This is a genomic window from Paenibacillus rhizoplanae (genome assembly GCF_042684125.1).
In the GTDB taxonomy this organism is placed as follows: Bacteria; Bacillota; Bacilli; order Paenibacillales; family Paenibacillaceae; genus Paenibacillus_AQ; species Paenibacillus_AQ rhizoplanae.
In genome coordinates, this window is record NZ_JBHUKY010000110.1 from 80580 (window position 1) to 106840 (window position 26261).

At 55.1% G+C, this 26261-nt stretch carries 15 protein-coding genes; 2 read left to right on the forward strand and 13 right to left on the reverse strand.

The window, feature by feature from the left end:
• Positions 1-126: 126 nt before the first annotated feature.
• From ACFSX3_RS32615 to xylA, 8 genes are all read right to left on the reverse strand, one after another.
• Positions 127-2508, reverse strand: a complete 2382-nt coding sequence (locus tag ACFSX3_RS32615) for a glycoside hydrolase family 95 protein (RefSeq protein ID WP_209991835.1) — start codon at positions 2506-2508, stop codon at positions 127-129.
• Between the two features lie 109 nt (positions 2509-2617).
• Positions 2618-4360: an ABC transporter substrate-binding protein gene (locus ACFSX3_RS32620; protein ID WP_209991834.1), complete on the reverse strand. Its 1743-nt coding sequence runs from the start codon at positions 4358-4360 to the stop codon at positions 2618-2620.
• A gap of 191 nt (positions 4361-4551) precedes the next feature.
• Positions 4552-5451, reverse strand: a complete 900-nt coding sequence (locus ACFSX3_RS32625; RefSeq protein WP_209991833.1) for a carbohydrate ABC transporter permease — start codon at positions 5449-5451, stop codon at positions 4552-4554.
• A 14-nt stretch (positions 5452-5465) separates the two neighbouring features.
• Positions 5466-6452 carry an ABC transporter permease gene (locus ACFSX3_RS32630; RefSeq protein WP_209991832.1) on the reverse strand — a complete coding sequence of 329 codons (987 nt, stop codon included), beginning with the start codon at positions 6450-6452 and terminating at the stop codon, positions 5466-5468.
• Positions 6453-6579: 127 nt separating this feature from the next.
• Positions 6580-8358, reverse strand: coding sequence for a cache domain-containing sensor histidine kinase (locus tag ACFSX3_RS32635; protein WP_209991831.1), 1779 nt, complete (start codon positions 8356-8358; stop codon positions 6580-6582).
• 197 nt (positions 8359-8555) lie between these two features.
• Entirely contained in the window at positions 8556-10100 is a 1545-nt protein-coding gene (locus ACFSX3_RS32640) for a response regulator transcription factor (protein ID WP_209991830.1), read from the reverse strand.
• Positions 10101-10218: 118 nt separating this feature from the next.
• Positions 10219-11715: a xylulokinase gene (gene xylB / locus ACFSX3_RS32645; protein WP_209991829.1), complete on the reverse strand. Its 1497-nt coding sequence runs from the start codon at positions 11713-11715 to the stop codon at positions 10219-10221.
• Positions 11716-12374: 659 nt separating this feature from the next.
• Positions 12375-13694: a xylose isomerase gene (xylA, locus tag ACFSX3_RS32650; RefSeq protein ID WP_209991828.1), complete on the reverse strand. Its 1320-nt coding sequence runs from the start codon at positions 13692-13694 to the stop codon at positions 12375-12377.
• Positions 13695-14123: 429 nt separating this feature from the next.
• On the opposite strand from xylA, the gene ACFSX3_RS32655 reads away from it, so the two are divergent.
• A complete protein-coding gene (locus tag ACFSX3_RS32655; RefSeq protein WP_209991827.1) occupies positions 14124-15284 on the forward strand; it encodes an ROK family protein in 1161 nt (386 codons plus the stop codon).
• Positions 15285-15510: 226 nt separating this feature from the next.
• Positions 15511-15705 (forward strand): hypothetical protein, encoded by a 195-nt coding sequence (locus ACFSX3_RS32660; protein ID WP_036694925.1) that lies wholly within the window; start codon positions 15511-15513, stop codon positions 15703-15705.
• A 172-nt stretch (positions 15706-15877) separates the two neighbouring features.
• Here ACFSX3_RS32660 and ACFSX3_RS32665 read toward each other — a convergent pair whose 3' ends face one another.
• The 5 genes from ACFSX3_RS32665 to ACFSX3_RS32685 all read right to left on the reverse strand — a co-directional run bounded on the left by ACFSX3_RS32665 (position 15878) and on the right by ACFSX3_RS32685 (position 26260).
• Positions 15878-16114 carry a glutaredoxin family protein gene (locus tag ACFSX3_RS32665; RefSeq protein WP_036694922.1) on the reverse strand — a complete coding sequence of 79 codons (237 nt, stop codon included), beginning with the start codon at positions 16112-16114 and terminating at the stop codon, positions 15878-15880.
• An 83-nt stretch (positions 16115-16197) separates the two neighbouring features.
• On the reverse strand, positions 16198-17139 hold the full coding sequence (trxB, locus tag ACFSX3_RS32670; protein WP_209991826.1) for a thioredoxin-disulfide reductase: 942 nt from the start codon (positions 17137-17139) through the stop codon (positions 16198-16200).
• 162 nt (positions 17140-17301) lie between these two features.
• Positions 17302-19269: a heavy metal translocating P-type ATPase gene (locus tag ACFSX3_RS32675; RefSeq protein ID WP_209991825.1), complete on the reverse strand. Its 1968-nt coding sequence runs from the start codon at positions 19267-19269 to the stop codon at positions 17302-17304.
• Positions 19270-19562: 293 nt separating this feature from the next.
• Positions 19563-22058: a GH36-type glycosyl hydrolase domain-containing protein gene (locus ACFSX3_RS32680; protein WP_209991824.1), complete on the reverse strand. Its 2496-nt coding sequence runs from the start codon at positions 22056-22058 to the stop codon at positions 19563-19565.
• The gene (locus ACFSX3_RS32685; RefSeq protein ID WP_209991823.1) at positions 22055-26260 is read right to left on the reverse strand and encodes a glycoside hydrolase family 2 TIM barrel-domain containing protein; all 4206 of its coding nucleotides are present in this window, start codon (positions 26258-26260) and stop codon (positions 22055-22057) included. The genes ACFSX3_RS32680 and ACFSX3_RS32685 overlap by 4 nt, the downstream gene beginning before the upstream one ends.
• Position 26261 lies beyond the last annotated feature (1 nt).

Genomic DNA, 26261 nt, shown 5'->3' on the forward strand with positions numbered 1-26261 from the left:
CTAAAACTCACTGGCTTCTAATTTAATATATAAATCTCCCTCAGTTATAAAGGCTCCCCCTATACTATCGGATTTATTTTCCATTATATTTATAGTTTTACATCCCTGCTGCATTCCCCCTCCTCCTCACACCCCCACCCAATACACCCCGCCAGCCGTAACCTCAAGCGTACCGTTCAGCGCCTGGCGGCGGCCGTCTGCATGCTGTAGCATCAGCTCTTGCGCATAACCGAGGCGCAGTGTTCCATCGAACCGGGCTGTAATCCGCGCGGATACCAGGACTCCAGCCTGCCATTCGATATCTACCTCATACCCTCCGCGCCCCTTCAGGCCGCTGATGCGGCCGTTCTTCCAGGCTCCCGGCAGCGCCGGAAGCAGCGTAAGCTCCCCGAGATGACTCTGCAGCAGCATCTCTGCAATCCCGGCGGCCGCGCCGAAATTACCGTCAATCTGAAACGGGGGATGTGCATCGAACAGGTTGGGATAGACGGAACGGGTTAGCAGCGTGCGCACATAACCGTAAGCCGAATCGCCGTCTGTGAGCCGGGCATAGAGGTTGATCAGCCAAGCACAACTCCAGCCGGTATGTCCCCCGCCTGAAGCAACCCGCTGCTCCAGCGTTAAGCGGCTGGCTTCCAGCAGCTCCGGCGTGTCCCGCCTGTTAATCCGGCTGCCCGGATACAGGCTGTACAGGTGGGAGACATGGCGGTGCCCCGGCTCCGCTTCGGCAAAGTCATAGAGCCATTCCTGCACCCGCCCGCTCTTGCTGATATTCAGCGGAGACAGTCGGGCGAGTGTCTGCTCCAGCTCCTCCTGAAACTCAGCGTCTACGCCGAGAATACGCGCAGCCTCCAGGCAGTGCTGCATCAACTCAGCGATCAGGCTCATATCCATAGCCGAACCCATAGATATACTGCAAGCTCTGCCGTCCTCCGTAACGAACCGGTTCTCCGGCGAAGTAGACGGGCTGGTAACCAGACAGCCCTCCGGTCCTTCCACCAGCCAATCCAGGCAGAAGAGGACAGCTCCCTTCATTAGCGGATAAGCAGTCTCACCCAAAACCTTCATATCCGGGTTGAATTCGTAATGCTCCCACAGGTGACGGCATAGCCACACCCCGCCCATTGGCCAGAAGGCCCAGCTGGCATCTCCGCCGGACGGTGTGGAGGCCCGCCACAGATCCACATTATGATGAGCTACCCAGCCGCGCGCTCCGTAATGAATAGCAGCCGTTCTGGCCCCGGTCTCACTAAGCTCCTTAATCAGCTCAAAGAGCGGCTCATGGCATTCGCTGAGATTGCAGACCTCCGCCAGCCAGTAGTTCATCTGTGTATTGATATTGGTCGTGTAATTGCTGTTCCATGGCGGCTGGACATGGGGATTCCATATCCCCTGCAGATTCGCTGCCTGGGTTCCGGCCCGTGAACTGCCCATCAGCAGATAGCGGCCATATTGGAACAATAGGGCCTCCAGCGCCGGGTCTTCTGCCCCTTCCTGATAGGCGGCCAGACGTTCATCGGTAGGCCGCTCATCCGCCTCGTGACCGCCGAGATCCAGATCCATCCGGCGGAAGATCGCCTGATGGTCTGCTACGTGGCGTGCGTGCAGCTCCTCATAAGTCTTTCCGCCCGCAGCGCTTAATCTGCTGGCGCACAGCTCCGCCGGGCTTAGCATAGCTGCGGAATACTGAGCTGGCGCAGCAGATCTATGGCTTGCTCTGGACCGCACCTTCTCATAGTCCGTTCCGGCTGCCAACAGCAGCAGAACACGCTCCGCGCCACTGATGACCAGCTTGCCTGCGGAATGCCGGATACTTCCCCCGGTTACCTGTACATGCAGGTGCAGTTCAAATGCTACTCCAAGCCCCGCTTCATAGAGCACTGCGAGCGGATGATCCTGGTGGTAATTGTCGGCAATATGCGAGGGGCAGCGCCCCTGCATTACCAGCCGATTCCCCTCCCCTGGACTAACGCTATGCTGTAATTGGCTGTCCAGTGCCAGCTCTAACTGAATCCCTCCGGGCTGACCGCTTGTCAGATGCACGACACCCACCTGATCTGGTGTGCTGATGAATACTTCACGGGTGAAGGCTCCCTGCCCGGTCTGATAGGTCACTCTGGCAACTCCGCTATCCAGATCCAGCACTCTTTCATAGGCCGTACAATTCTCTGCGCCCGGCTGCGTAAGAATCAGGTCCCCAAGCGGCATGTAGGCCTGGGCGTTGACCCCCAGCATATGGGCATTCACCATATCTTCGGCCTCACCATACCGGCCTGCAGCGATTAGCTCCCGGGTTCTCTTCAGGTACCTGAGCGCTTCATAATTGTTAATATCCCGGGGGAACCCGGACCATAGGGTATCTTCATTCAGCGAGATCAGCTCTCTGGCGGTACCGCCGAATACCATAGCCCCCATGTGCCCGTTCCCCAGCGGCAACGCCTCTTCCCAGACGGCTGCGGGCTGGCGGTATCTAAGCTTCCATGGGGATTTCCTTTGTTCAGTTTCCATATTCTCCTCACCCTTCGTACTAAGTTCTGAATACAGCAAAAGGCCCTGACCTAAGTCGGGCCCTTCTGCCTTCTGCTGTACGTTTGATCATGCTACATCCCATTAGGATTTACAGATTTTTGCCTGTCCACAGGGATACTCTCTTCTTCACCAGCTCAGTGAATTCTTTTTCCATATCCTGAGCGCCGGCTTTGTCCAGCTCAGCCAGGAAGGCGTCATAGACTTTATCGAAATCAGCCGGTTTGGACAGAATCGCTTCCGGGATACGTTTACGTACGATATCCTGGGTCTTTTTGAAGATGACCTGATATTTACCGTCTGTCGGAACCGGCAGGTTGTACAGGGCACCTGTTTCTTTTACAGGGAATTCATCCTCTTTCGGGAACAGGTCCTTCCAGGTAGTCGCTTTATATCCAGCAAGGGATTCTTTCTCAGCTTCTGAGTACGAAGCAACGATCTGTTCTGGGAAGCTTGTAGTGTAGTAGTTGTCCGTAGAATCCTTCACTCCGTCGCCATACCGTGCACCGAAGATCAGGTACTGGCCGATCCCGGTTGTTTTTTGAGTGTTCGCTGTATCATTGGCTAAGCCGTCACGGATCTCAGGCAGAACCTCACGTTTGCCATTGGCATCCACAGTATAGTGCTTGTCTTTAATCCCCCAGGTTCTCAGGATCTGGCCTTCATCGGAGGACATCCAGTCCAGCCATTTGATGATCCGCTCAGGATCTTTGGCAGCTGTAGTGATTGCAATCCCGTAGCCGTCGATTCCTGTCTGCATGAAGGAATGATCCTTATACTCTTCGGTCAGGGTTACAGGGAAGTGTCCATAGGTATACTCGTCTTTACCGGCAGCCTTCAGGGCATTCTCACCATCAGAGTATTCCCATTCCTGAGAGATGAGACCGAGTACACGGCCGCTGGCCACTTTCGCTTTGTATTGGTCATCCTTTTGTACGAAGGTATCCTTATCCAGCAGTCCTTGATTGTACATGCCGTTCAGCCAGCGGAAATATTCCTTTTCTTCGGCGCGTTTGTAGTGAAGCTTCGCTTCGAAGGTCTCAGGGTCCACATAATATTCACCATCATCCGGTGCGCCAGTTGTAGTGAAGGCCGGGTTCGTCACGGTGATCATAATCTTCCAGTCATCGGCGTTCAGCGTCAGCGGAATGGTAGGCTGTCCATCGGTTTCCGGATGCAGAGCGACATAATCCTTCAGCACCTTTTCAAAATCAGCTACAGTCCGCACTTTCGGATAGCCGAGCTCTTTGAGCACACGATGCTGAATTTCAAATCCGCCTGTGGCATCGAAGGACTTCTGGCCGACACCCATATTAGTAGGAATCTGATAAATACTCTGGTCATCCAGACTGTACTTCAGACGGTTCATGTTCTCGCCGTAGACTTTCTTGAGGTTGGGGCCATATTTGTCAATCAGGTCCGTCATATCCATGATCAGGCCCGCATCCACCAGGGTACTCAGACTGCCTTTAGCGAAAATAATATCAGGAACATCGCCGCTGGCCGCCATCATGGCGATTTTTTGGTCACCGCCGCCGCTGCCTACATCGAATTCAGCTTCAAGGGTGACCCCTGTTTTTTCCGTAATGGCTTTACCGACATCATCCTGCATCTTGTTCCAGTTCGGGCTGGCATCCGCACCGAAGAAGGTGAACGTAGCGGGTGAGGTATCTAGAGCCGTATCATCTGCTGCGGCAGTAGCATCAGGTGTAGTTCCTGAGTTGTTAGGCGTCGTATTGTTGGCTGCATTATTGCCGTTGCCTCCACAACCGGCGATCAGCATCGAGCTCATCAGCAGGAGTGTGAAGATAGTCTTGGTACTCTTGCGGTTCATTGTGTATCCCCCTTGTATCTTAATATGTTGCCTTTATGCATATCAGGTGAGACCTGAATATACCATTGTGAACGCTTGCAAAACTACCATAAATATAAATTTCCATTAATTAACACTCAACCCTAAGCGGGTTAGCTGCCCGGCTCTGCACTGAACCCGGCAGCTTCTCCCTGTCACTCCTGGGTTAAGGCCTATGCCTTAACTGCACCCAACGTCATACCGCCGACAAAATACTTTTGCAGGAACGGATATACCACGAGAATCGGCACGGTTACGACAATCGTAATCGCCATCTTGATCGACTCCGGTGAAATCTGCGCCATCTGTCTGGCCATATCATTCGCATTTGCCATGCCGCTGCCCTGATTGGTCGAAGACAGGACCTTCATCAGCTCGAACTGCAGCGTAGTCAGATGCGGCTTGTTGCCGTTGTAGAGATAGGTGGTGAACCACTCATTCCATTGCCCCACGGCCAGGAACAAGGCGATAGTCGCCAGTACCGGCTTACAGAGCGGAAGAATGATTTTGTAGAAAATCATAAAGTCATTCGCCCCATCCAGCTTAGCGGATTCCTGCAGGGCAAACGGCAGCCCGTCCATGAAAGAGCGGATAATGAACACGTTGAACGCGGAAACCATACCCGGCAGGATGTAGATCCAGAACGTTCCGATCAGATTCAGATCCTTCATGAGAATGTACATCGGCACCATACCGCCGGAGAAATACATGGTCAGGGCCAGGAATACCGAGACGAATCTTCTGGCTCTGAATTCCGGACGGCTGAGGGTAAAGGCCAGCATGGAAGCACTGATCAGACCCAGGAGGGTACCGGAAAGGGTACGCAGAATCGATATTTTGAAGCCTTGAATCAGTCCCGTATAGCTGAAGATCCGCTCGTAATTCTCCAGCGTCCAGACCCGCGGGAAGATATAGATGCCGCCCCGGACCGTATCCGTAGATTCATTGAAGGAAATCGCCAGCACGTTCAGAAAGGGATATAACGTCACAATCATAATCAGGATTAGAGCGATGTAGAGAAAAATATCGAAAACACGTTCACCTTTTGACATTTGGAATGCTTTGCCACCCATAGATGATCCCCTCCTTACATAATGCTTTCTTTGGCAAATTTCTTCATTAGACCGTTGGCGGTAAACAGCAGGATGACACTGACTACCGAGGTGAACATGCTTATCGCGGTACCATAGGAGAAGCGTCCAATCTGTATCCCGTATTTAAGCGCATACAAATCCAGCACTTCCGAATAATCGGTAACCATGTTGTTCTGCAGCTGGAATTGCTTCTCGAAGCCAATGCCGACCAGATGGCCGATATTCATAATCAGCAGGACCATCACCGTGGTGCGGATACCCGGCAGTGTAATATTGAACATCTGCTTGACCCGTCCTGCACCGTCCACTTTGGCGGCTTCATACAGCTCTTTATCAATGCCTGTAATCGCTGCCAGATAGATGATCGCATTCCAGCCCGTTTCCTTCCAGATGTCAGCAGCCGTTAAGACTCCCCAGAAGTATTTCCCTTTGGCCATGAACTGAATCGGCTCATCAATAACATTCGTCCAGAGCAGCAGATCGTTCACGATCCCTCCATCGATGGCAAGCGTCTTATAGACAATCCCGCCAACAACGACCCAGGATACAAAGTGAGGCAGGTAAGATATCGTCTGAACCGATCTCTTGAAGATGTTCCCGCGCAGCTCGTTGAGCATTACGGCGAACAGGATAGGAACCACGAAGCCGAAGATCAGTCCCAGCATGCTCATCGCCAGTGTATTTCTTAATACGAGGTAGAAGCGTTCATCTTGGAACAGCTCCTTGAAGTTGTCCAGTCCGACCCATTTCTGCTCGCTAAACGACCTGACCGGCTTATAATTCTGGAAGGCCATTAGCCATCCCCATATGGGCACATAGCTGAATATAAATACCCAGATTACGAATGGAAGGGACATCAGGTATAAGTACTTTTGCTGGAGTACGCTTTTCCAAAATCCACTATTCCGTTTCGCAGGTGGGCGGGGGGTTACGCTTTCATTTGCTGTAACACCGCTTTCAGTGAGCGCTTTCACGATCATTATTCCCCCTTCGCTTTGATAGCTTTATCTTATCCCAGCGCCGGGGGCGAGAATACCCAACAGATTTCACGTAAAAACCTATAGAAATTAGACATTCTCCCCGCCTGTATCCCCTTAAGCCTTCAAATCACTGTTCCTTAGGAATTGAAAATGTAATCCGGGTCCCCTCTCCCTCCCGGCTGGATATGCTCAGCCCATGCTCCGCTCCGTAATACAGGGTCAGTCTCTGCTGCACATTGCGCAGCCCGATCCGGCCCTGCTCCTCTTCCTCCGCCTTGGTGATGACCTCCATAATCTCGGACAGCCGTCCTTCCTTCATGCCGATCCCGTCATCCATTACAATCACCTCAATCTCCTGATTCTCCGTGAGGGTAATGGCGATGCTGACATGCACCGTGCCTTCCTTGTTCTCCAGACCGTGAACGACAGAATTCTCCACCAGCGGCTGGATAATCAGCGGCGGAATCATCACCTCAGCGGCGGCGGGATCGAAGGTAATCTTATATTCCAGCCTGTCCTCATACCGGAACTTCTGAATCTCCAGATAGGAGCGGATCATCTCAATCTCTTCCTTGATCGGCGCTCTCTCCCGGCCTACTTCCAGATTCTTGCGCATCAGCTTGCCCAGCAGCCGGACAATATTGGCGATCTCCTTCTCTCCCCGCAGGTGGGCGTTCATACGGATCGACTCCAGTGCGTTGAACAGAAAATGCGGATGAATCTGGCTGGCCATCATCTTCAGCTTAATCTCCCGCTGCGCGATCTCCAGCGTACTGTTCTTCTCATTGCTCTCTATCACCTGCTTAATCAGCTGGTTGATGCTGGCTACCATGTAGTTGAACTGGCGCGACAGCTGGCCGATCTCGTCTGTTCCGTCAATGTGGGAGACAACGTTAAGGTTCCCGAGGGCCACTTGATTGAGCTGGCGGCTCAGCCGCAGCAGCCGGTTGCTCGTCAGCAGCGAGATGGTGTAGACCAGTACGAGCGCAACCAGCAGCACCCCGATTACGATAAACAAGCCCAGCTGACTCACCTTATTGGCATCGCTCAGAATGCTTTTAGTCTCAAATACCGAGATAATCTTCAGCCTGCTGACACTCAGCTCAGGGATCATCTCATCGATGATGACGTAGGAATCCTTGTCCTTCACCTGGGTCGTGAACACGCCCTTGGACTGCGCCCCCACATCGATCCCTATATCAAAAGCATCCACCGTACTTCCTACGAGCTGCGGATTTTTGGCGGACACAATATAACCCTGTTCATCGATAATAATGGTCTCGAACGGCTCCTGGTGCAGCATCTGGTTCAGCTCATTCTGATTCACCTGCACCATCAGAACTCCTGACTTGCTGTATTCAGGGTAGGGCACCTGGCGGACCAGGCTTAGCTTGTTGATGGTTCCTTTGGGGCTGTTGATATAAGGGTCCTTGTCGTGGATATACATCCAGTAGATCTGATTGTTCTGCATAGCCTGTGTATACCAGTTTCTCGTACGGATCTCCGGCGTTACCGGTGCGATGGACATATCGTCCACCAGTGAAGGATTATCGATGAAAAAGCGGATATTGGAGATCTCCCGGTACCGCAGCACATACTCCTTGAGGTCGGTATAATTCAGGTAAGCCTTGGTCAGCTCCAGGATACTCGGATAATGCGTATTGACCAGCCGTTCCAGATCCTCATCGAAATAGAGCAGATTCGAAATATCTGTAGGGACCCGCAGCTTGCTGTACAACTGGCTTTTGATCTTTTCCACGTTGTTGGTGGCCTGATCAATCGCTCTGTTCAAGGCTCCCTCCCGAAAATAATTCGTCAGAATAACCCCTGCAATCAGCACGGGAATCATCACCACTATGATATAAAAAAAGATCAGCTTGTATTTCAGCTTCATATTATTGACCATCCGCACCAGCTTCTTGATATCAATCTCCCCTCTCTATACAAACAGGCTGCTCCCGGTCTTCTGCAAGAAGGGGAACAGCCTGTATATCATAAGCCTCATACCTGATTTTCTGCAAGCTTGCCGCGACCTGCAGTTCCAAATTTCCCCTTCGCTTCTTTTTGCTTTTCGTTAAGTGCTTTACCGCTTCTTATATAAGTCTAGTTCTCCTTGCGGTATGCGCTTGGGGAGACGCCGACATATTTGCGGAATTTGGCATTGAAGTAATCGGAGTTCATGTACCCGACCTGCTCGGCCACCTCATAGACCTTCATGCCCTGGGTCAGCAGTTGCTTGGCCTTCTCGATCCGTACCTTATCCAGATACGTGTTGAAGTGCTCGCCCACCTGGTTTTTGAACATTTTGCCCAAATAGGCACTATTGTAGTTAAAAATCTCCGCAAGTGTGCCCAGCTTCAAATTCTCCTTATACCGCCGCTGGATCAGATCCGTAATCCGCTTAATTTCATCGCCGCGTCCGCTACCGCTGCCCGTCAGCCGGGAGAGCTGCTCCATGTAGCCCGACACCAGACGCTCTGCATCATGCAGGTATCTGCTGCTGTAGACCTCGCCCATCGGCGAGGCTTGTCCGGCAATCAGCGGGCGCAGCTCAGGACTCGCCGCCTCCAGCCGGGCAATGGTGCTGCTGACAATCCGCAGCAGCTGATCCTTGATATAGGTCTCATCCCGCTGGGTATCCACGAGTTGGCGGATAATCTGCAGCGTAAGGTCCCTGGCCACCTCGCTGCTTCCAGCCTCCACTGCCAGCAGCAGCTGCACCTCGATGTCGCGCTCGGGGTCCGGCTCCTCCTCCGGTTCAACCGCAGCTTGTGCAGGCTCCTCCCAGAGGTCCGGCATTTCGCAGAGCAGTGTGTTCTTCTGCCCGAAAAAGGCATCCTCCAGCCGGGCGCGTGCAGCCGCGAAGGACTGTCCGGCCTCCTCCGGCCGGACAGCTGCTCCGCCCGCTGCGGCCACGAACTCCAGCCCCTCCTTCGAGATCAGGTGGTGCAGCTCCTGCCAGAGCGCCGCCCGGGCGCGTTCATCCCGGAGCGGCTCCTTCAGCAGAATTCCCATGTACGGAGGAAGGGTGAAGAAGAAGCCGCGCTCCTCCTCCTGCCAATGCCACTCCATCAGCCGCTTCACCGCATCTTCGCGGACATCCTCACCCTTGTTAAGCCCTTTCAATTCCAGCAGCACCACTTCGCAGCTGCTGTCCTTGAGGCCCAATTCAGCCGCAGCTTCTCCGCCTTCCTTCGATTGCAAGAGCTCACGCACGAGCACCTCGGTTGTTCTTGCGGGCTCCAGCGCCTGCCATTCGTTGATCCGTTCTTCCAGGCTGATCTTCTCCCGCAGCTCCTGCAGATAGCTGATCAGCTCCTCCTCATCCACCGGCTTAAGCAAATAACCGTCAATATGATAGGAGATGGCCTGCTTCGCATATTCAAAATCGGCATAGCCGCTCAGAATCAGCACATGGCAGCCCGGATTCTCCTTGCGCAGCTCAGCGATCAATTCCAGCCCGGTCATTCCCGGCATACGGATATCTGCCATCACAAGTCCAGGTTTCAGCTCACGGAATTTGTCCAGCGCTTCATAACCGTTAGCCGCTGTCGCCACCACGGTATACCCCTCTTCCTCCCAGGGAATCAAGGTCCGCATCCCTTCCCTCAGCTTGGGCTCATCATCCACAATCAGTACTTTGATCAATTGGGGCCTCCCTTCACAGAGCTTATAACAGATTCTACAGCAAAGCTTATACCATAACGCGTATAAAGAAAACAAGCTGCCACCCTATACAGGATGGCAGATATTCCATGCTAATATTTTATTTACGATACTGAGCCAGCTTCTCATTCAGTTCACGGGTCTGGCTGTATACATCCTGGTACAAAGCGAAGATCCCATCGTATAGTGCCGCCTGCTCTGCATTAGGGGTATAGGTCTCTGCGGGACGGATGAAGGCTTCCGCACATTCACCCAGGGATTCGAACCAGCCTGCGCCGTAGGCTGCCAGCATAGCTGCGCCCATAGCCGGACCCTGCTCGCTCTCCAGCTTAATGATCGTAGCGCCGAAGATATCAGCCTGCATCTGCAGCCAGGCTTCATTCTTGGCCCCGCCACCGATCGCCACGACCTCGGTAATCTCTTTGCCGGATTCACGCACAATCTCAATCGATTCACGCAGCGAGAAGGTGATGCCTTCCAGCACAGCGCGGGTAAAGTGGGACAGGGTGTGTCCGGAATCCATCCCGATGAAGCTGCCGCGGATGCTGGCATCCGGGTGCGGTGTACGTTCCCCGCTGATGTAAGGGGTGAACAAGAGACCGCTGCTGCCAGCCGGGATTTCGTTCACTCCCTGCAGCAACTCGTCGAAGCTCATCGAAGCTGCAAAAGTCTCCTTGAACCAGGTCAGGCTGTGTCCTGCCGCCAGGGTCACGCCCATAATGTAGAAGGCATCCTTCTCACTGTGGTTGAAGAAATGAACCTTGCCTTCGAGGTTAAGATCCTTGTTGCTCTCGTAGGACAATACCACACCGGAAGTGCCGATGCTGCACATCGTGCGGCCTTCACCCAGAATGCCGGCACCCAGTGCGCCGCAAGCATTGTCTGCCCCGCCGGCGAACACCTTGGTGGTAGGAAGCAGGCCGGAGGCTTCGGCAACCGCCGGCAGCAGGGTTCCGGTCTGCTCGAAGGATTCTACGAGTCTCGGACAGAGGGAGACCGGCAGATCGAACGCTCCGGCAATCTCCGCACTCCACTGCTTCGCGCCTACGTCGAGCAGCAGGGTTCCGGCTGCATCGGAGTAGTCCATGGCGTAGTCACCCGTCAGGTGGTAGCGCACATAATCCTTCGGCAGCAGGAACAATTCAGCCTTCGCGAGCACCTCAGGCTCATGCTCCTGGACCCACAGGATCTTCGGAAGCGTGAAGCCTTCGAGCGCGCGGTTGCGGGCGATATCGATCAGCTTGCTGCCAAGCTTCTTCTCAATCTTGCGGCATTCCGCAGTCGTACGCGTATCATTCCATAGAATAGCGGGACGCAGCGCCTTGCCTTCACCGTCAACAAGCACAAGCCCGTGCATCTGGCCGGAGAAGCTGATACCGTCGATCTGTCCAGGCTCTACACCCGATACTTCCATCAGACGCTTCAGGCTGGCGATGGTTCCCTTCACCCAATCCTCCGGGTTCTGCTCACTCCAGTTCGGCTGGGGTCTGCTGAGCGGATATGCTTCAGAATGCTCAAATGCCACCTTGCCCTGAGGATCTACCAGTACAGTCTTTACCGCGCTGGTTCCAAGATCGACACCAATTACATATTTCATAGTTATCCTCCTAAAAGTTATATGAAGCATTACTTCTCTTGGAACATCTCCGCAATATAACTCGCTTCGTAAGCATACGCTTAAGTTTTGCGGGGTTCCGCATCCTGTATTCTCTTCGAGCAAAACTCGCTTCGTAAGCATCAGCCGTTCCAACGGTTTCAATCCACTGAAGACGCGGCCGCGATTGTATTTCCTGCAATAGATTCTCGTTAAGTTGGCCGAAAATCGTAAGCTATTGCACTTTGTACACTAGAATTTGTTGAAAAGGCTGTTTTGTAGGCTACTCTCAAATATCAGTTGTGCTAAATACAGTAGAATGCTATTTCCCAGCGAAATTAGAGCATTCTATTGCACAAAATACACTCACACAGTCCTGCTCCGCAAGACTTACCACATTTATGGAATACATACACTTCTGCGGTTCTTGATGCACTACTCCGCAGGAAACCCTACCATTCTGCATCAAGTGGAAACGGCTTTGCCGTCCTTTAAAAGGACGGTACCGTTTCAGCGAGAAATAGAAGGATAAGTTATCGTGTGAAAACATATAAATTCTTATATTTTAAAAAAGGGGCTGCCGAAGAATGCTCTCTTCAGCAACCCCCGTTGCGTGTATTCTCTAATGAATCTGCGGGTGATCCCGCAAATCCGGCAGCGTCTTACTCAGCAGTCAGGATGTACTGGTTAAGTGTAGCTCTCAGCATTTCCTGACGTCCTGATTTGTTCGGACGCGGGCTCTCGTTGTTCAGCGCGTAGTCAGCCAGCGAAGCAAGTGTCGCTTTGCCGGATACGATGTCAGCGCCAACGCCTTCGTTGAAGCTGCTGTAACGATCCGCAATGAAGTTCTCGAATACGCCGTCTTCCAGCAGCTTAGCAGCTACCTTCAGGCCCTTAGCATATACGTCCATACCGGAGATGTGTGCCAGGAACAGATCCTCAGGCTCGAAGGAAGGACGGCGTACTTTGGAGTCAAAGTTGATTCCGCCCTTGCCCAGTCCATCGTTCTTCAGTACTTCATACAGAGTCAGGGTAGAATCGTAGATGCTTGCAGGGAATTCATCTGTATCCCAGCCGAGCAATGGATCGCCCTGGTTCGCATCCAGCGATCCCAGCATGCCGTTGATACGGGCTACATGCAGCTCGTGCTCGAACGTGTGGCCAGCCAGTGTAGCATGGTTCGCTTCAAGGTTCAGCTTGAAGTGCTTATCCAGGTTGTACTTCTGCAGGAAGGCAATGCAAGTTGCTGCATCGAAGTCATATTGGTGCTTGGTAGGCTCTTTCGGCTTAGGCTCGATCAGGAACTGGCCGTCGAAGCCGATTTCCTTCGCATAATCCACAGCCATGGTGAACAGGCGGGCAATGTTGTCTTGCTCTAGCTGCATATTAGTGTTCAGCAGTGTCTCGTAACCTTCACGGCCGCCCCAGAATACATAGTTGTCAGCGCCCAGACGTTTACCCACTTCCAGACCTTTCTTCACTTGTGCAGCAGCGTGTGCGAATACGTCAGCGTTACAGGTGGAGCCTGCACCGTGCATGTAGCGCGGGTTGGTGAACATGTTGGCAGTGTTCCACAGCAATTTTTTGCCGGAAGCCTTCATGCCTTGTTCAAGGATGTCTACAATAGTATCGATGTTGCTGTAGAATTCACGCAGGGACGCGCCTTCAGGAGCGATGTCCACATCATGGAAGCAGTAGTACTGCAGGTCCATCTTATCCATGAATTCGAATGCTGCTTCCGCACGGGCCTTAGCCTTATCCAGTGTACTCAGTTTGTCCCAAGCGCGGACTGCAGTTTCAGCGCCGAACGGATCGGAACCGCCAGCTGTTAATGTATGCCAGTAAGCCATTGCAAATTTCAGGTGTTCTTCCATTGTTTTGCCGGCTACGATTTCTTTGGAATTGTAGAATTTGAATGCATAAGGGTTGGTGGAACGGCTTCCCTCGTAAGAGATCTTGCTCACTGTTTCAAAATAAGCCATTTTTAAATCCTCCTCGATATTTTGCTTCGCCCGCAAGCGTTTACAGCAACATCTTAACACATCCTTCGGACTTTGTATATTGGTTAAACAAAGTTTTTTTATTTTTATTTTTCTCGGTATTCCGTATCTTTCCCGGCGCTTATCTTCACCCTCGTAAATTCTATTTATATAAAATTATGCAATTTCACTATCGCTCCAGTTCAGTGGATGTAGTTGCATTTTTGCGCTCTTCATTCTAGACTAGGGGGCATACCCGCGCAGCGGAGAGCGGCTTCACTGCTGCTTCTTCCCGTTCCCGTACGCGCAAGGGCCCCGTTCTAACCTGAAACAACGGCTTTCCTCATTGTTACATGCCGCCGATCAGCAGACCGGACGAACATTATTGTGTGAGACATATAAATTCTTATATTGTAAAAGGAAGTGTGCTTCTTGAAAGTTACCGGTGATCAGGCGCTGGTCAAAAAAATAAACAAATCGATTATTTTACATACCATCCGTATGCATTCCCCCATCTCACGGGCCAAGGTGTCCGAGGTGACAGGACTGAATAAAGCTACCGTTTCCAATCTGGTAGCCGAGCTCTGCGGGCAGCAGCTGGTTACCGAGGCCGGACCCGGAGAATCCAGTGGCGGGCGCAAGCCGCTGATGCTGCATTTTAACGAAATGGCTGGTAGTGTGATCGGGATCGAGCTGCGCGTGAGACAGCTTAAGGCTGTACTCTGCAACCTGGGGGGCGGCATTCTTCATGAACGGGACAGTGTGCTGGAGAACCACGATTTCCCTTATGTGCTCGGGCAGATGCAGCAGATGATCTCGGAGCTGATCGCTACGGCCGCGCCTTCTCATTACGGACTCGTCGGCATTGGTGTCGGCGTCCCGGGAATGGTCGATGAGCAAGGCGTTGTCCTGTTCGCGCCCAACCTGGGCTGGGAGATGGTAGACCTGCGTTCGATTCTGGAAAGCGCCTTCGCGGTGCCGGTCACCATTGATAATGAGGCCAATGCAGGTGCTCAGGGTGAGCTGAACTTCGGGGCAGCGCGCGATGTGCGCCACCTGCTGTATATCAGCGCCGGCTCGGGGATCGGGTCGGGGATTATTATCGGCGGAGAATTGTATAAGGGTGCGCGCGGATATGCGGGTGAGACCGGACATATGACGATTGAAGCAGAAGGCAAGCCTTGCAGCTGCGGCAGCCGGGGCTGCTGGGAGCTGTACGCCTCCGAGAAAACCTATGATAACCCCGGCCTCTCCCTCCCGGCCCGCACAACAACCGGACTGGTCAAGTATGCGCTTGAGGGGCAGCCCGATACACTAAGCCATTTCAACTCCATTGGCGAGTATCTTGGGATCGGAGTTACCAATCTGATCAATAGCTTCAACCCCGAGCTGATCGTTATCGGCGGCGCTCTATCAGAGGCGGAGCCGTGGCTCGGCGAGCCGCTGCGCCGGGTCGTAGCTGAACGTACCCTTCCCTACCACAAGCAGCAGCTCGAAATCACCTTCTCCAGGCTGGGCAGCCGGGGAACCATGATTGGAGCGGGTTTTTCAGCGGTCATGCATTTTCTGGGCAATATCCGCGTGACCCTATAGAGCACATTTACAAGCGGAACAGCTGCGGCATGTTTTTTATGACGCGGCTTTTTTTCCGTGAAATAGCAGGATCACTTTTGGCTAGCGCATAAATTCTTATATTTCTTAAAATCGCCGCATTTTTATCTGCATTTCCTGCTCTAAAAGGAGTAGCTATCCTATATAATAAGGATACTTGTGTGACATTTGTCACCATACCCTTTTTTCTGAAATGGAGAGAGAATCCATGACTTATGTTGATACGTCTGATATTTCGGCGAAGATGTTCATCGCGGTGCTGCTGCTGCTGCTCATCATTGCTCCGCTCGTCAGCCTCGGTGTCCTGCGTCTGTTCCAGTCGCGGAAGAAATCGGGATTCCTCCTTATCGCCAGCGGCATTGCCGTCTATGCTGTCTTCCAGATGTTCATGTCTCTTACCTGAGGCCTGCAAGCAGACAGTAATGACGTAAGCAAGTGGAGAAGCAGCATTTAAGATTGTTCATATTCGCTACAGCAGGCCAATGGGCAGATTTAAATGTTGTTTTTCCGCCGCCGCACGTAAAAAGCCGCCTCCCAACGGGAAGCGGCTCTATATATTTCAGGACTGCCGGCTATTATTCCGTTGCAGCCAAAGCCTTGTCGAACTTGGTTTTGTTCATGCCGACAATCTTCATATCTCCGATTACCGTAATCGGCACAGCTCTCATGCCCATATCCCACACCTGCTGGGCGTACTCTTCATTCTGCTCGATGTTGCGTTCTTCGTACGCTACCCCTTTATCGCTCAGGAAGCTTTTCACCTGACGGCAATGCGGGCAATTCGTCGATGTGTATACAATTACATTCTCCATAGTATGATTTCCTCCTCTTATCTAAGTATTAGACTCTAGGCTCTATTGTAGCACCGGAATCTCTGCTTTTCCAAATGCCAGACTTACATAATTACCGCGCTGTGCTCCAGGCTCTCGATATATTTCTCGGCATCCATAGCCGCCATACAGCCGCTGCCTGCAGCCGTAATGGCCTGTCTGTAACGGGTATCCTGCACATCGCCGCAGGCGAATACGCCGGGAATGTTCGTCTCGGAGGTTCCGGGATTCGATACGATATAACCGTTCGCATCCGTAGTGATCTGTCCGCCCAGGAATGATGTATTCGGATGATGGCCGACCGCCACGAATACCCCGCTGGCTTCAATGAACTCTTCTTCGCCAGTCTCGTTGTTGATCACCTTCAGGCCGGTTACGCCCTTGTCTGCAGCAATTACTTCAACAGGGGTACGGTTCAATCCCCAGGTCACTTTGGCATTATCGCGGACACGGTCCTGCATAATCTTCGAGGCCCGCAGCTCTTCACGACGGTGCACCAGGGTTACCTTGGAAGCAAAACGTGTCAGGAAGCCCGCTTCTTCAAGCGCGGAATCGCCGCCGCCGACCACCACGATCTCTTTGCCGCGGAAGAAAAATCCGTCACAGGTAGCACAAGTGCTGACCCCGCGTCCGATATTATCCTGCTCCCCGGGAATGCCGAGATACTTGGCTGTAGCACCCGTGGAGATAATCAGCGTATCCGTGATCAGTGTGCCCATGCCTTCCACGTTCAACTTGAACGGACGGTCGCCCAGCTCCACGCTGTTCACCCAGCCGGTCACGAACTGTGCACCGAAACGCTCTGCCTGCTTGCGCATATTATCCATCAGATCAGGACCCAAAATGCCTTCCGGGAATCCCGGGAAGTTCTCGATCTCCGTTGTAGTTGTAAGCTGTCCGCCTGGCTGCGGACCTTCGATAACGAGCGGGTTCAGGTTCGCCCGGGCCAAATATATAGCAGCTGTCAATCCGGCCGGTCCAGTACCGACAATAATTGATTTGTACATGATGATATCCCCCTTGAGATGGACGGAAAAGACGCCATTCCTTATTTAAAATAATTATAATCTAGTATTTATTATGATCACCTCAAGGGGAGTTGTCAATATGCCAGACCCGTTGTAAACGCTCCTTTTTGTGAACAATTCAATTTTAAGCAATTAAATGAATTAGCGCAAAAGACGTAAGCCGTTAAGGATGACGAGAATCGTGCTTCCCTCATGCCCGACCACCCCGAACGGCAGTGCAATCCCCTGCACAAAGTTGCTGATCATTAAGGTTGCAATGACCGTTACGGCAAAAATCATATTTTGCTTCACAATCCGCTGCGTCCGGCGCGCCAGGGCAATCGTTCCGGCAATCTCTTCAATGTTGTCATTCATCAGCACCACATCGGCAATCTCCAGGGCAGCCCCGCTGCCCTTCATGCCCATGCCCATGCCAACCGTTGCAGTAGCGAGTGCAGGCGCATCATTCACCCCATCGCCTACCATGATGACATGGCCGTATTGTTCCCGCAGCGCTTTGATGTGCGATACCTTATCTTCCGGCAAAAGCCCGGCGAACACGAGGTCAACGCCGCTCTGCCCCGCAATTACCCGGGCTGTAGCCTCGCGGTCACCGGTCAGCATTGCTACCTTGATCCCCAGATCCTGCAGCTTGCGCACGGCAGCCGCCGCCTGGGGGCGAACGGTGTCCTGCAAGGCAATCATTCCGGCGATGGTCTCTCCGGCAAGGATCAGCGATACCGTTTTGCCTTCCTGTTCCAGCCTGCTGCGCAGAGCCTTCCAATAGTCCGTATCCGCCCCAGCTGCCGCACCTTCCGCTTCATCCAGCAGATTGGACTTGCCGATCCGCCACAGCTGGCCGTCTATGACGCCTTCAATTCCCCAGCCGGTGACTGACTGGCTCTCTTCAATATCCCGCAGTCCGATCTGTTCCGCTTCCGCCAGCGCGACAATGGCCTCGGCCAGCGGATGCCCCGACAGCTTCTCGATGGAGGCGCTCACGGCCAGCAGCTCTTCCCGCACATACCCTTCTCCGGCGATGAAGTCCGTGACCTGCGGAATGCCTTCCGTCAGGGTACCGGTTTTGTCAAAAGCAACGACCGAGGTCCGCGCCATATTCTCCAGATGAACCCCGCCTTTGAACAGGATGCCTTTGCGGGCGCTCTTGGAGATGGCCGACAGCATGGCGGGCATGATTGAGGATACCAGCGCACACGGGGAGGCCACAACCAGGAAAACCATTGCCTTGTAGAACGTATCGCTCCAGCTCCAGTCCAGCAGAAACGGCGGCAAGGTGATCAGCAGGACCGTGGCAGCCACCACAACTCGGGCATATACGGATTCGAGCCGTTTGATAAAACGCTGCGAATCCGGCACTTCGTTCTCCGCCTCTTCGACCATGCGGATGATTTTGGCGAACAGCGTATTCTCGGCAGTCTTCGTCACTTCTATATAGAGGGGGCCTTCTCCATTGACGGTACCGGCGAATACATCACTGCCGGCAGTTTTGTCTACGGGAAGCGATTCTCCCGTGATGGACGCCTGATTCACAGACGACTCCCCCCGGCATACCTTGCCGTCAGCGGGAATCAGTTCACCCGGACGGATCAGCAGCAGATCTCCCAGCATGAGCTGATCAATGGTTACCTCACTCATCGCGCCCTGCTCGATCCGGACCGCAGTGGCAGGCTTGAGGGCCAGCAGGGCGGAGATGTCCTTTTTGCTGCGCTCCATGGTGTAGCTCTCCAGCGCTCCGCTCAGGGCAAAGATGAAGATCAGCATCGCACCTTCATTCCAGTACCCGATGGAGGCGGCACCCAGCGCTGCGGCGATCATCAGCAGATTGACATCCAGGTCACGTTCCTTGACCAGCGTCTCCACGCCCTCCTTCGCCTTCACCCAGCCGCCCAGTGTATAAGAGATCACATAGAGGATAACGGATAAGACCTCCGACCAGCCGCTGGTAGCCCAGGCTACGAGCATAATCAGGCCGCTCCCCAGAGCAGCCTGCATTTCGGAGTTACTGAGCATCGCCAGCGGATCGAAGCGCCGCGGTCCCGGAGTGCGGGGCTGCTGCGCCCCTCCTTGACGCGCTATGGATTTGGGCATTGATTTCGAGGTTGCTTGCATGAATAATCACCTTCCTGAATGGTTTTGGTTAAGCGCACACTTGAGAATGAGAGCCATTATTAACACCCTTAAAATGACACATGCTGCCCCGGCATCGGCCGGGACAGCATGTTGAATAGGTATGGTAGTTGAGGATAATGACTGAGATGATGACTGAGAATGATAATCATTGTTGCAATAGAGCAACTATATTTCCTTTGTGCAACTTATAACTATACTATACCACGCTATCCGCAAATGTAAACCGGGGGATGAGCCTAACTTATACACTCTGGTTCAACAGAAGGCCCAGGCTACAGTATGACCTCCACTTTCACTGATTGTTTGTGCGGGTACGCGGGGAGGACTTTTCCTTCGAGCCGTTCGCCGTCCACCCGGATTTCTTGGACGCCTGAGCAGACATGGCTGCTGTTCTTCACGGTAATCTCATACTCACAGCCGCGGAACCGCCGGGTGACCGAGAAGCCCTCCCAGGAAGACGGGATGCACGGGTTAATGGACAGTCCGGCCAGCACCGGCTTGATGCCCATAATGTACTGTGTTGCAGCTACATACATCCAGGCGGCCGTCCCGGTCAGCCAGGATACATTCGCCAGACCGAATCTGTCGGACTCCGGCCCGAACAGGTTCGAGGCATAGACATACGGCTCTGCTTTGTAGCGCCAGATTCCGGCCTGCTCCATGGCGATGTTCGGGATCAGCTGGCGGTAATATTTGTACGCCTGGTCCCCTCTGCCCAGCATGCACTCCGCAATAATCGCCCAGGTATTGGCGTGGCAGAAGACGGCCCCGTTCTCCCCGGTTCCTTTGTTATAGTTGGTTAACGGATCGGCGGGATCGGGGAAGGTGGTGATGGACGGATGCAGTTTTTTGATACCCAGCTCTGTATCGAGAATGTCGCGTACACTGTCCATAGCCTTCAGCCCCTTGTCAGACTCGGCCATCCCGGACAGGGTCGCCCAGGTCTGCGCGTTGAGCCAGATCTGGGCCTCCTCATGTTCAGCGGTACCCAGATAACGCCCGTCATCCATCACCGCCCGCCGGAACCATTGCCCGTCCCAGCCCAACGTGTTCACCAGCCGCTTCTGCTCCCCGTAGAGCCGGTCATAATCCGCCGCATGCTCCGGGTAACCGGAGGCCGCCGCCAGATCCTTCATGCGCAGCAGCACCGTCCCGAACTGCATCGCTGTCCATATACTCTCTCCTCTGCCCTCACGGCATACGCGGAAAAGCTGGTCATTCCAGTCCGAGCGCAGCATCAGCGGGAATCCGTTAGGCCCCAGCCGGGAAACCGTGAAGTCCACCGCCCGCTTCAAATGGTCATAGAGCGGCGCCTCACCGCCGTCATAGAACGGAATATTTTCCTGAAGGAATGCCCAGTCTCCGGTCTCGGCAAGAATGTCCCATACGGCCAGCGCCGTCCACAGGTGATCATCCGAATGGATGCTGGTGACCGGGTCCCAACCCTCATTCGGGAAAAAATAATGATTCACATGCCCGTCCTGATACTGCTGCCCCAGGAGCAGCCGGACTTTATCCTTGGCCGCCTCGGGATCGTACGGTACGACCGCCAGAATATCCTGGGCAGTATCCCGGTAGCCTACGCCCCGGAAGGTGCCGGTGGCATAGTAAGAAATATTGCGCGAAAAGAGGAAGTTCCGCTGTGACTGGTACGGATTCCAGGTGTTGAGCATACGCTGCGCATCCTGATCCGGCAGCTCACAATTCCACGCCCCCAGGTAACGCTCCCAGTTCTCCTGAAGCGCCGCGTAGGAACGGGTAACAAAATCCGCCTCCCGCGAATGGTCGATGGCCCGTTCAATCTCGGCCTCGTTCATGGCTGTCCCCAGGAAAAAGTTCACGGTTCGGGTCTCGCCAGGCGCAAGCGTTACCCGAACCTGGAGTGCGCCGCAGGGGTCGCCTCCCAGAATCGCCGAGCCAGTGCAGCCCCCCTGCTCTATGGCAGCCGGATTGGATTCGCTGCGGTAGCTGCCGATGAATTCTTCACGGTCTCCGTCATACCCGGCAAGCGGTGCATTGGACATCATATAGACGAGCGGTGTTTCGTCGGGCTTGGGCTGATTTTCCACCCCGTATTTGTAGATCAGTGCTTCCTTGTCATGGTACTGCACCGAGACCTGATGCTTGTTATAGCATTGCCATTGCAGCTCGCGCATGAATTCCATCATCCCAAACTCGGCGTAGGCATACACGTTCAGCTCCTTGAGCTCGCTACTGTTGTTCGTCAGCGTCAGATTCCAGATCAGGGAATTCTCATAGGGCCCGACAAAATAGACTGTTTTTGCCGCCAGCTCCTCCTCCTGCGCTTCAAAGCGGGTATAGCCCATGCCATGGCTGCTCCGCCACTCCTGCGGCTTCCGGAAGGCCGGCTCATACGTGGGACACCAGTAGCTGCCTGTTCCGGCATCCTGCAAGTAAATATACGGACCGGAGCGGTCGGTGGGCAGATGGAAGAAACGGTAGCGGGTAATCCGCCAGATCTGCGGAGACTTATAGAAGGCCAATCCGCCGCCCGCATGGGACAGCATGGTATGGAAGGTCCCGTTGGATAAGTAATTCAGCCAGGGGGTCGGCATATCATGCCGCTTGAACTCCACCTCCCTCACCTCATCGTTGAAGGCAAAATACTGGTCCAGCTCTGTAGCGCGGCTGGAAGAGCCTGCGGGTGGTGCGGATGAATTGGACGGTGCGGATGATGCAGATGCTGCGGATGGTACCGGTTCATTGGCGTTCATATCGGTATGCTCCTCTCCATTGATCGTGCTCATTTGGGCTCCACCTCATCCATCGTCAGGCGGAACTCCAGATCATTCATATACGTGCCGTCTGTATTCAGGAAGACCATGCCGAAGGCAATATCCTCCTGCGCTCCCCGGACGATGGCGATCAGGCGGTTGACCCCGCTTGCCAGCGTAATCTCCTGTTCAGGCTCCGGCACCAGCCTGCCGTTCATATAGATGTCAAAAGCGCAGGCCGAGTTCACCCGGAGTCTGCCGGTTCTTGTGCCGTCCGGGCTCACGCTGCCCAAGGCTGCATCCGCCGCCTTGGGCAGATGCACGAAGCAGCTCAGGAACAGAGGGCGTCCTTCCGGTGCGGGGATGAGGAAGGTTCCATCCGGGCGCCGTTCTTTTTTCTTCATCCAGCCATATAGGCCTTCCCCCAGATTGTTCAGGGAGAATTCAGGGTCTGTATAGTAGTCCTTCATCGCCTCGTAGTCGATATGCGGCGGACAGAACAGCGTCATTGCGGCCTCCACCGCCCACTGCGCAGTCTCCTTGTCATGAAGCAGCAGCTCATCGTCAAAAGCGGCTCCGAGATTGGCGAGCAGGCGGGTGTAGAGCCTGAGGCTCTTGTCACTGTCCGGGTCGGTAAGCAGCTGCGAGCAGAGAATCTCTCCCGCTCCGGCCGCCTGGCGGATCACAAAAGCCCCGGGAGCGGCAGCCTGGCTGCGGTTCAGCTCGACCAGCGCCAGCCGGCTGTATTCCGCCGTATGCTGCCCGGCGAAATAGTCCTTCCAGGCTGTGCCTTCGACGCTGGTGCACAGCACCCCGGCGTCCGGCACCTCCAGCCTGTAAGCGGCCAGCTCCCGGTTGACGACATCCCGGGGCGAGAGATGCACCTTGTCGAAGCCGAACAGGTCGACCGGGCTGATGCCCTGCACGGCGGCGTGCGCATAGTCCGCCGCCAGATGATACGTGCCGTGCGGCGCTATGCGCACGGGAGCGTCCAGCAGGCGGGCGAGGGCCTCCTGCCCGCCGGGCTCTGCCGGCAGCACCAGCACGCTGCCGCCGGCCAGGGCTGCCTGGCGCACGGCTTCCGCCGTGCCCGGCGTGCCCAGCAGTGCGGCCTCCACGACTAGGAGGCCGGGGGTCAGGCCGGACAAGCCTGCGGCGCTGTCCAGGCTCTGGCCCTTCAGGCGGAGCTTGCTGAGCAAGGCCTCCGCCATTCCGCCGCTGCGGACCCATACCGCAGCGGACCTTGCCGCGGCGGGCGCCAGCGCGGCGGCGGCGGGCTTGGCTGCAGCGGCGGGACCTGTGGACCGCGTCGCAGCCGGGGGAGCGGCCGCGTGGACCGCGCGGCCCGCATACTGCAGCAGGCTGCGCAGCAGCAGCAGGGCCTGGGGAACCCGCTGGAGATGATCCATGATCTCCAGCTGATTCGCCAGGAACATGCCGGCTCCGCTGCGGTATTCGAGCAGCGGCGACCACAGATCGCCGCCGTCTCCGAAGTCCCCTGCACTGCATTCCAGCAGCAGGGTGAAGTCGCCGGTTACCGGCTTCTCGAACGCCGCCCGGATGATCGGCAGCGGCCCGTCCTCGCGCAGCTCCTCATGCCAGTACATCAGATCCTCCGCGCCTAATCCCCGGAGCACCGGATGCCCGTAATCCCCGGCATGGGCGCGGATGAATTCCCGGCGGGTGAGCGGCAGCCGGCCGGGAGAGAGATGAAGCTGCTCCAGCAGCAGCAGCCGGCCGCCCCGCTGCACGAATCCTCTCAGCCTCCGGTCCAGCGACCCGTCCTTATCCTCCATCTTGCTGCCGACAATCAGCAGGGTTCCGGCCGCAAGACTCTCTACCGCTTCCGGCTCAGCCCGGACCAGCGCAGGCACCAGCGCGTGTATCGCCTGGAAGTCCCGGTCAGAGCCGATGTATGCAGCGGGCAAGGCAATCTCTACCGGCTCGGTCCGGCAGCTCCCGGACAGCAGCCGGTAGCTTACCTCAAGCTCATGCATCAGCTCGCCGCCATGGAGCAGCCGGGCGGACAGCGTTGCTTCTCCTTCACCTGCCGGTACGCCTACTCCTGTCCCCTCTCCAGCTCCAGCTCCTTCGCCATGCACTGCCTCCGGCATCCACTCCAGCCGGATACTTTGGCGTGCAGCAGGCTCATGACGGAAGCGGAAGGTCTCACTGTGCACCCTGCGCCCGCCCTGCATGACTTCACATTCGACCGTTACTTCCTGCGCTGACAGCGTATCGTTATAGACATCGAAGCTGCGGGAGACCGGCGCATCATCGAAGAAGCAGCGGTTGTATTCGGCGGCAATCAGCGTGACCGGCTTGAAGGCCGCGGCCATAATGGCAAAAGCAGGATTAGGCCTGTAGACCGGATATTCCTCCGGCAGCAGCCCGTTGTTCAGCGAAAGCGAGTAGGCCGGAATCACAGCGGACTTAGGACCGGGTGTGGTCAGATCGGCCTGCGGCAGCTTCAGCTCCTGCTCCGGCATCGCCCGCATGAAGTAATGGACAAAGTTAAAGGTAGAGATGCCTGAGACGCCCTGCCGCCGTGCATATTCCACGAACAGCCGCTCCTTGTGGGCCAGCCCGGCAGCACTTGCGTCAGAATCCTTATATACATCCATTCCCGAGTACATACTGCTGTTCTGCGGACAGATGTACCACCAGCCGCCATGCTCACCGAAGGTGAGCGGAACCTGCCGGTCCCACTGCGCGATCGTGCCATCAATATTGTAATGGCGGCTCTCCACCTCGGTCTGCTGCCTGGAGACCAGACGGTTATCCCCCTCCACCATGACCGGGCGTGTGTCATCCAGCGCCTTCATCAGCTGGATCAGGCCGGGGATATGTTGCTTGTAGTGATCCCGTCCGTCCACCCAGCGCATCTCGTTCTGTACACTCCACAGAATGACCGAAGGGTGATTCTTGTCCCGCTGCACCAGCCGCTGCACATGCGCGCGGCAATTGTCGATGAAATCGGGATGGGCAGCATCCATGCTTTTGCTGGAGCCGTAGATGGCCGTCTCATCGACAATCAGCATCCCCTCCTCATCGGCAATCCGCAGATAATCGGACGGATACGGCTGCGCATGCAGCCGGATGCTGTTAATGCCCGCCTGCCGGCACATCCGGTACCAGCCCCGGATATAGTCTTCTGTCTGCTGGGCCGCCCCCTGAAAATGCCAGGAGTCCCCCCGCAGATTAACGGGAATCCCGTTCAGCATAAACTGCGGCCCCTCACACCAGAACTCCCGGAAGCCGAAGGACTCGCTCCGGCGGTCCAGAACTACACCGTCCGATTGAAGCACAAGCTCAAGCTCATACAGGACAGGGGAATCCGGGCTCCACAGCCTGGCCTCCTGCCAGGGCAAACTGAATGCCGCTCCGCCCCACTCCCGGCTGCCGGTATTGCCGCATAACTGCCGCCCTGCCGCAGCCTGCCCGGGAAGAAGCGATACTGCTGCTTCCGCTTCAAGTACGGGCAGCGGCTGCGACAGAAGCGGCGGCTCTGCCAGTGCTGACTGGACGCCGGACTTCCGCTCCCTGACCTGCAAAAGCACGCGCATTCCTTCGGGTGAGGGCCCCTCTTCTGTGCTGCTTATCAGAGCATCCACTTCCAGCCTTCCCTGCCGGACAGAGGTGCGGATCGTAAGATCCTCCAGCGATACCGGCGGATAGGCCTCCAGGAAGACATCCTGCCAGATGCCCCGCGCGATTCTGCCGAACCAGGAGCCGGAGAGTCCGGTGATTTTGGTCTCCCCGGAGGGAAGCACCGCCGTGTCGAAGCTGCCGCAGACCACATGCAGATGCTGCTCCCGGCCGGGCTTCGTTAGCGCCGTGATATCCAGCCGCAAGGGCAGGAATCCGTCCTCCCAGACAGCAATCCGCTCGCGGTCCAGATAGATTGCCGCTTTTTGCATAATGCCATCGAACCGAAGTACGATCCGCTGCTCGACCATCGTCTCCGGCACCTTAAAGCTGCGGTGAAGCACTCCGGCTTCGGCTGTATTCCATTCCTCGGGATATTTGTACACATCGAAGGGTTGAAAATGATATTCGGCGACTTCGCCAAATTTGCTGCCCGAAGGCGCAGGATAGCTGTAGCGCCAGCTCGATGGAACCTGTATTTTGCGGGCCTCGTATTGCAATCTCTCCGGAAGGGCGCGGGTGCGCGGCTGGTCATAGAGCGGCATGAAATCCCACTCGCCATTGAGACATATGGATGTACGTAACATA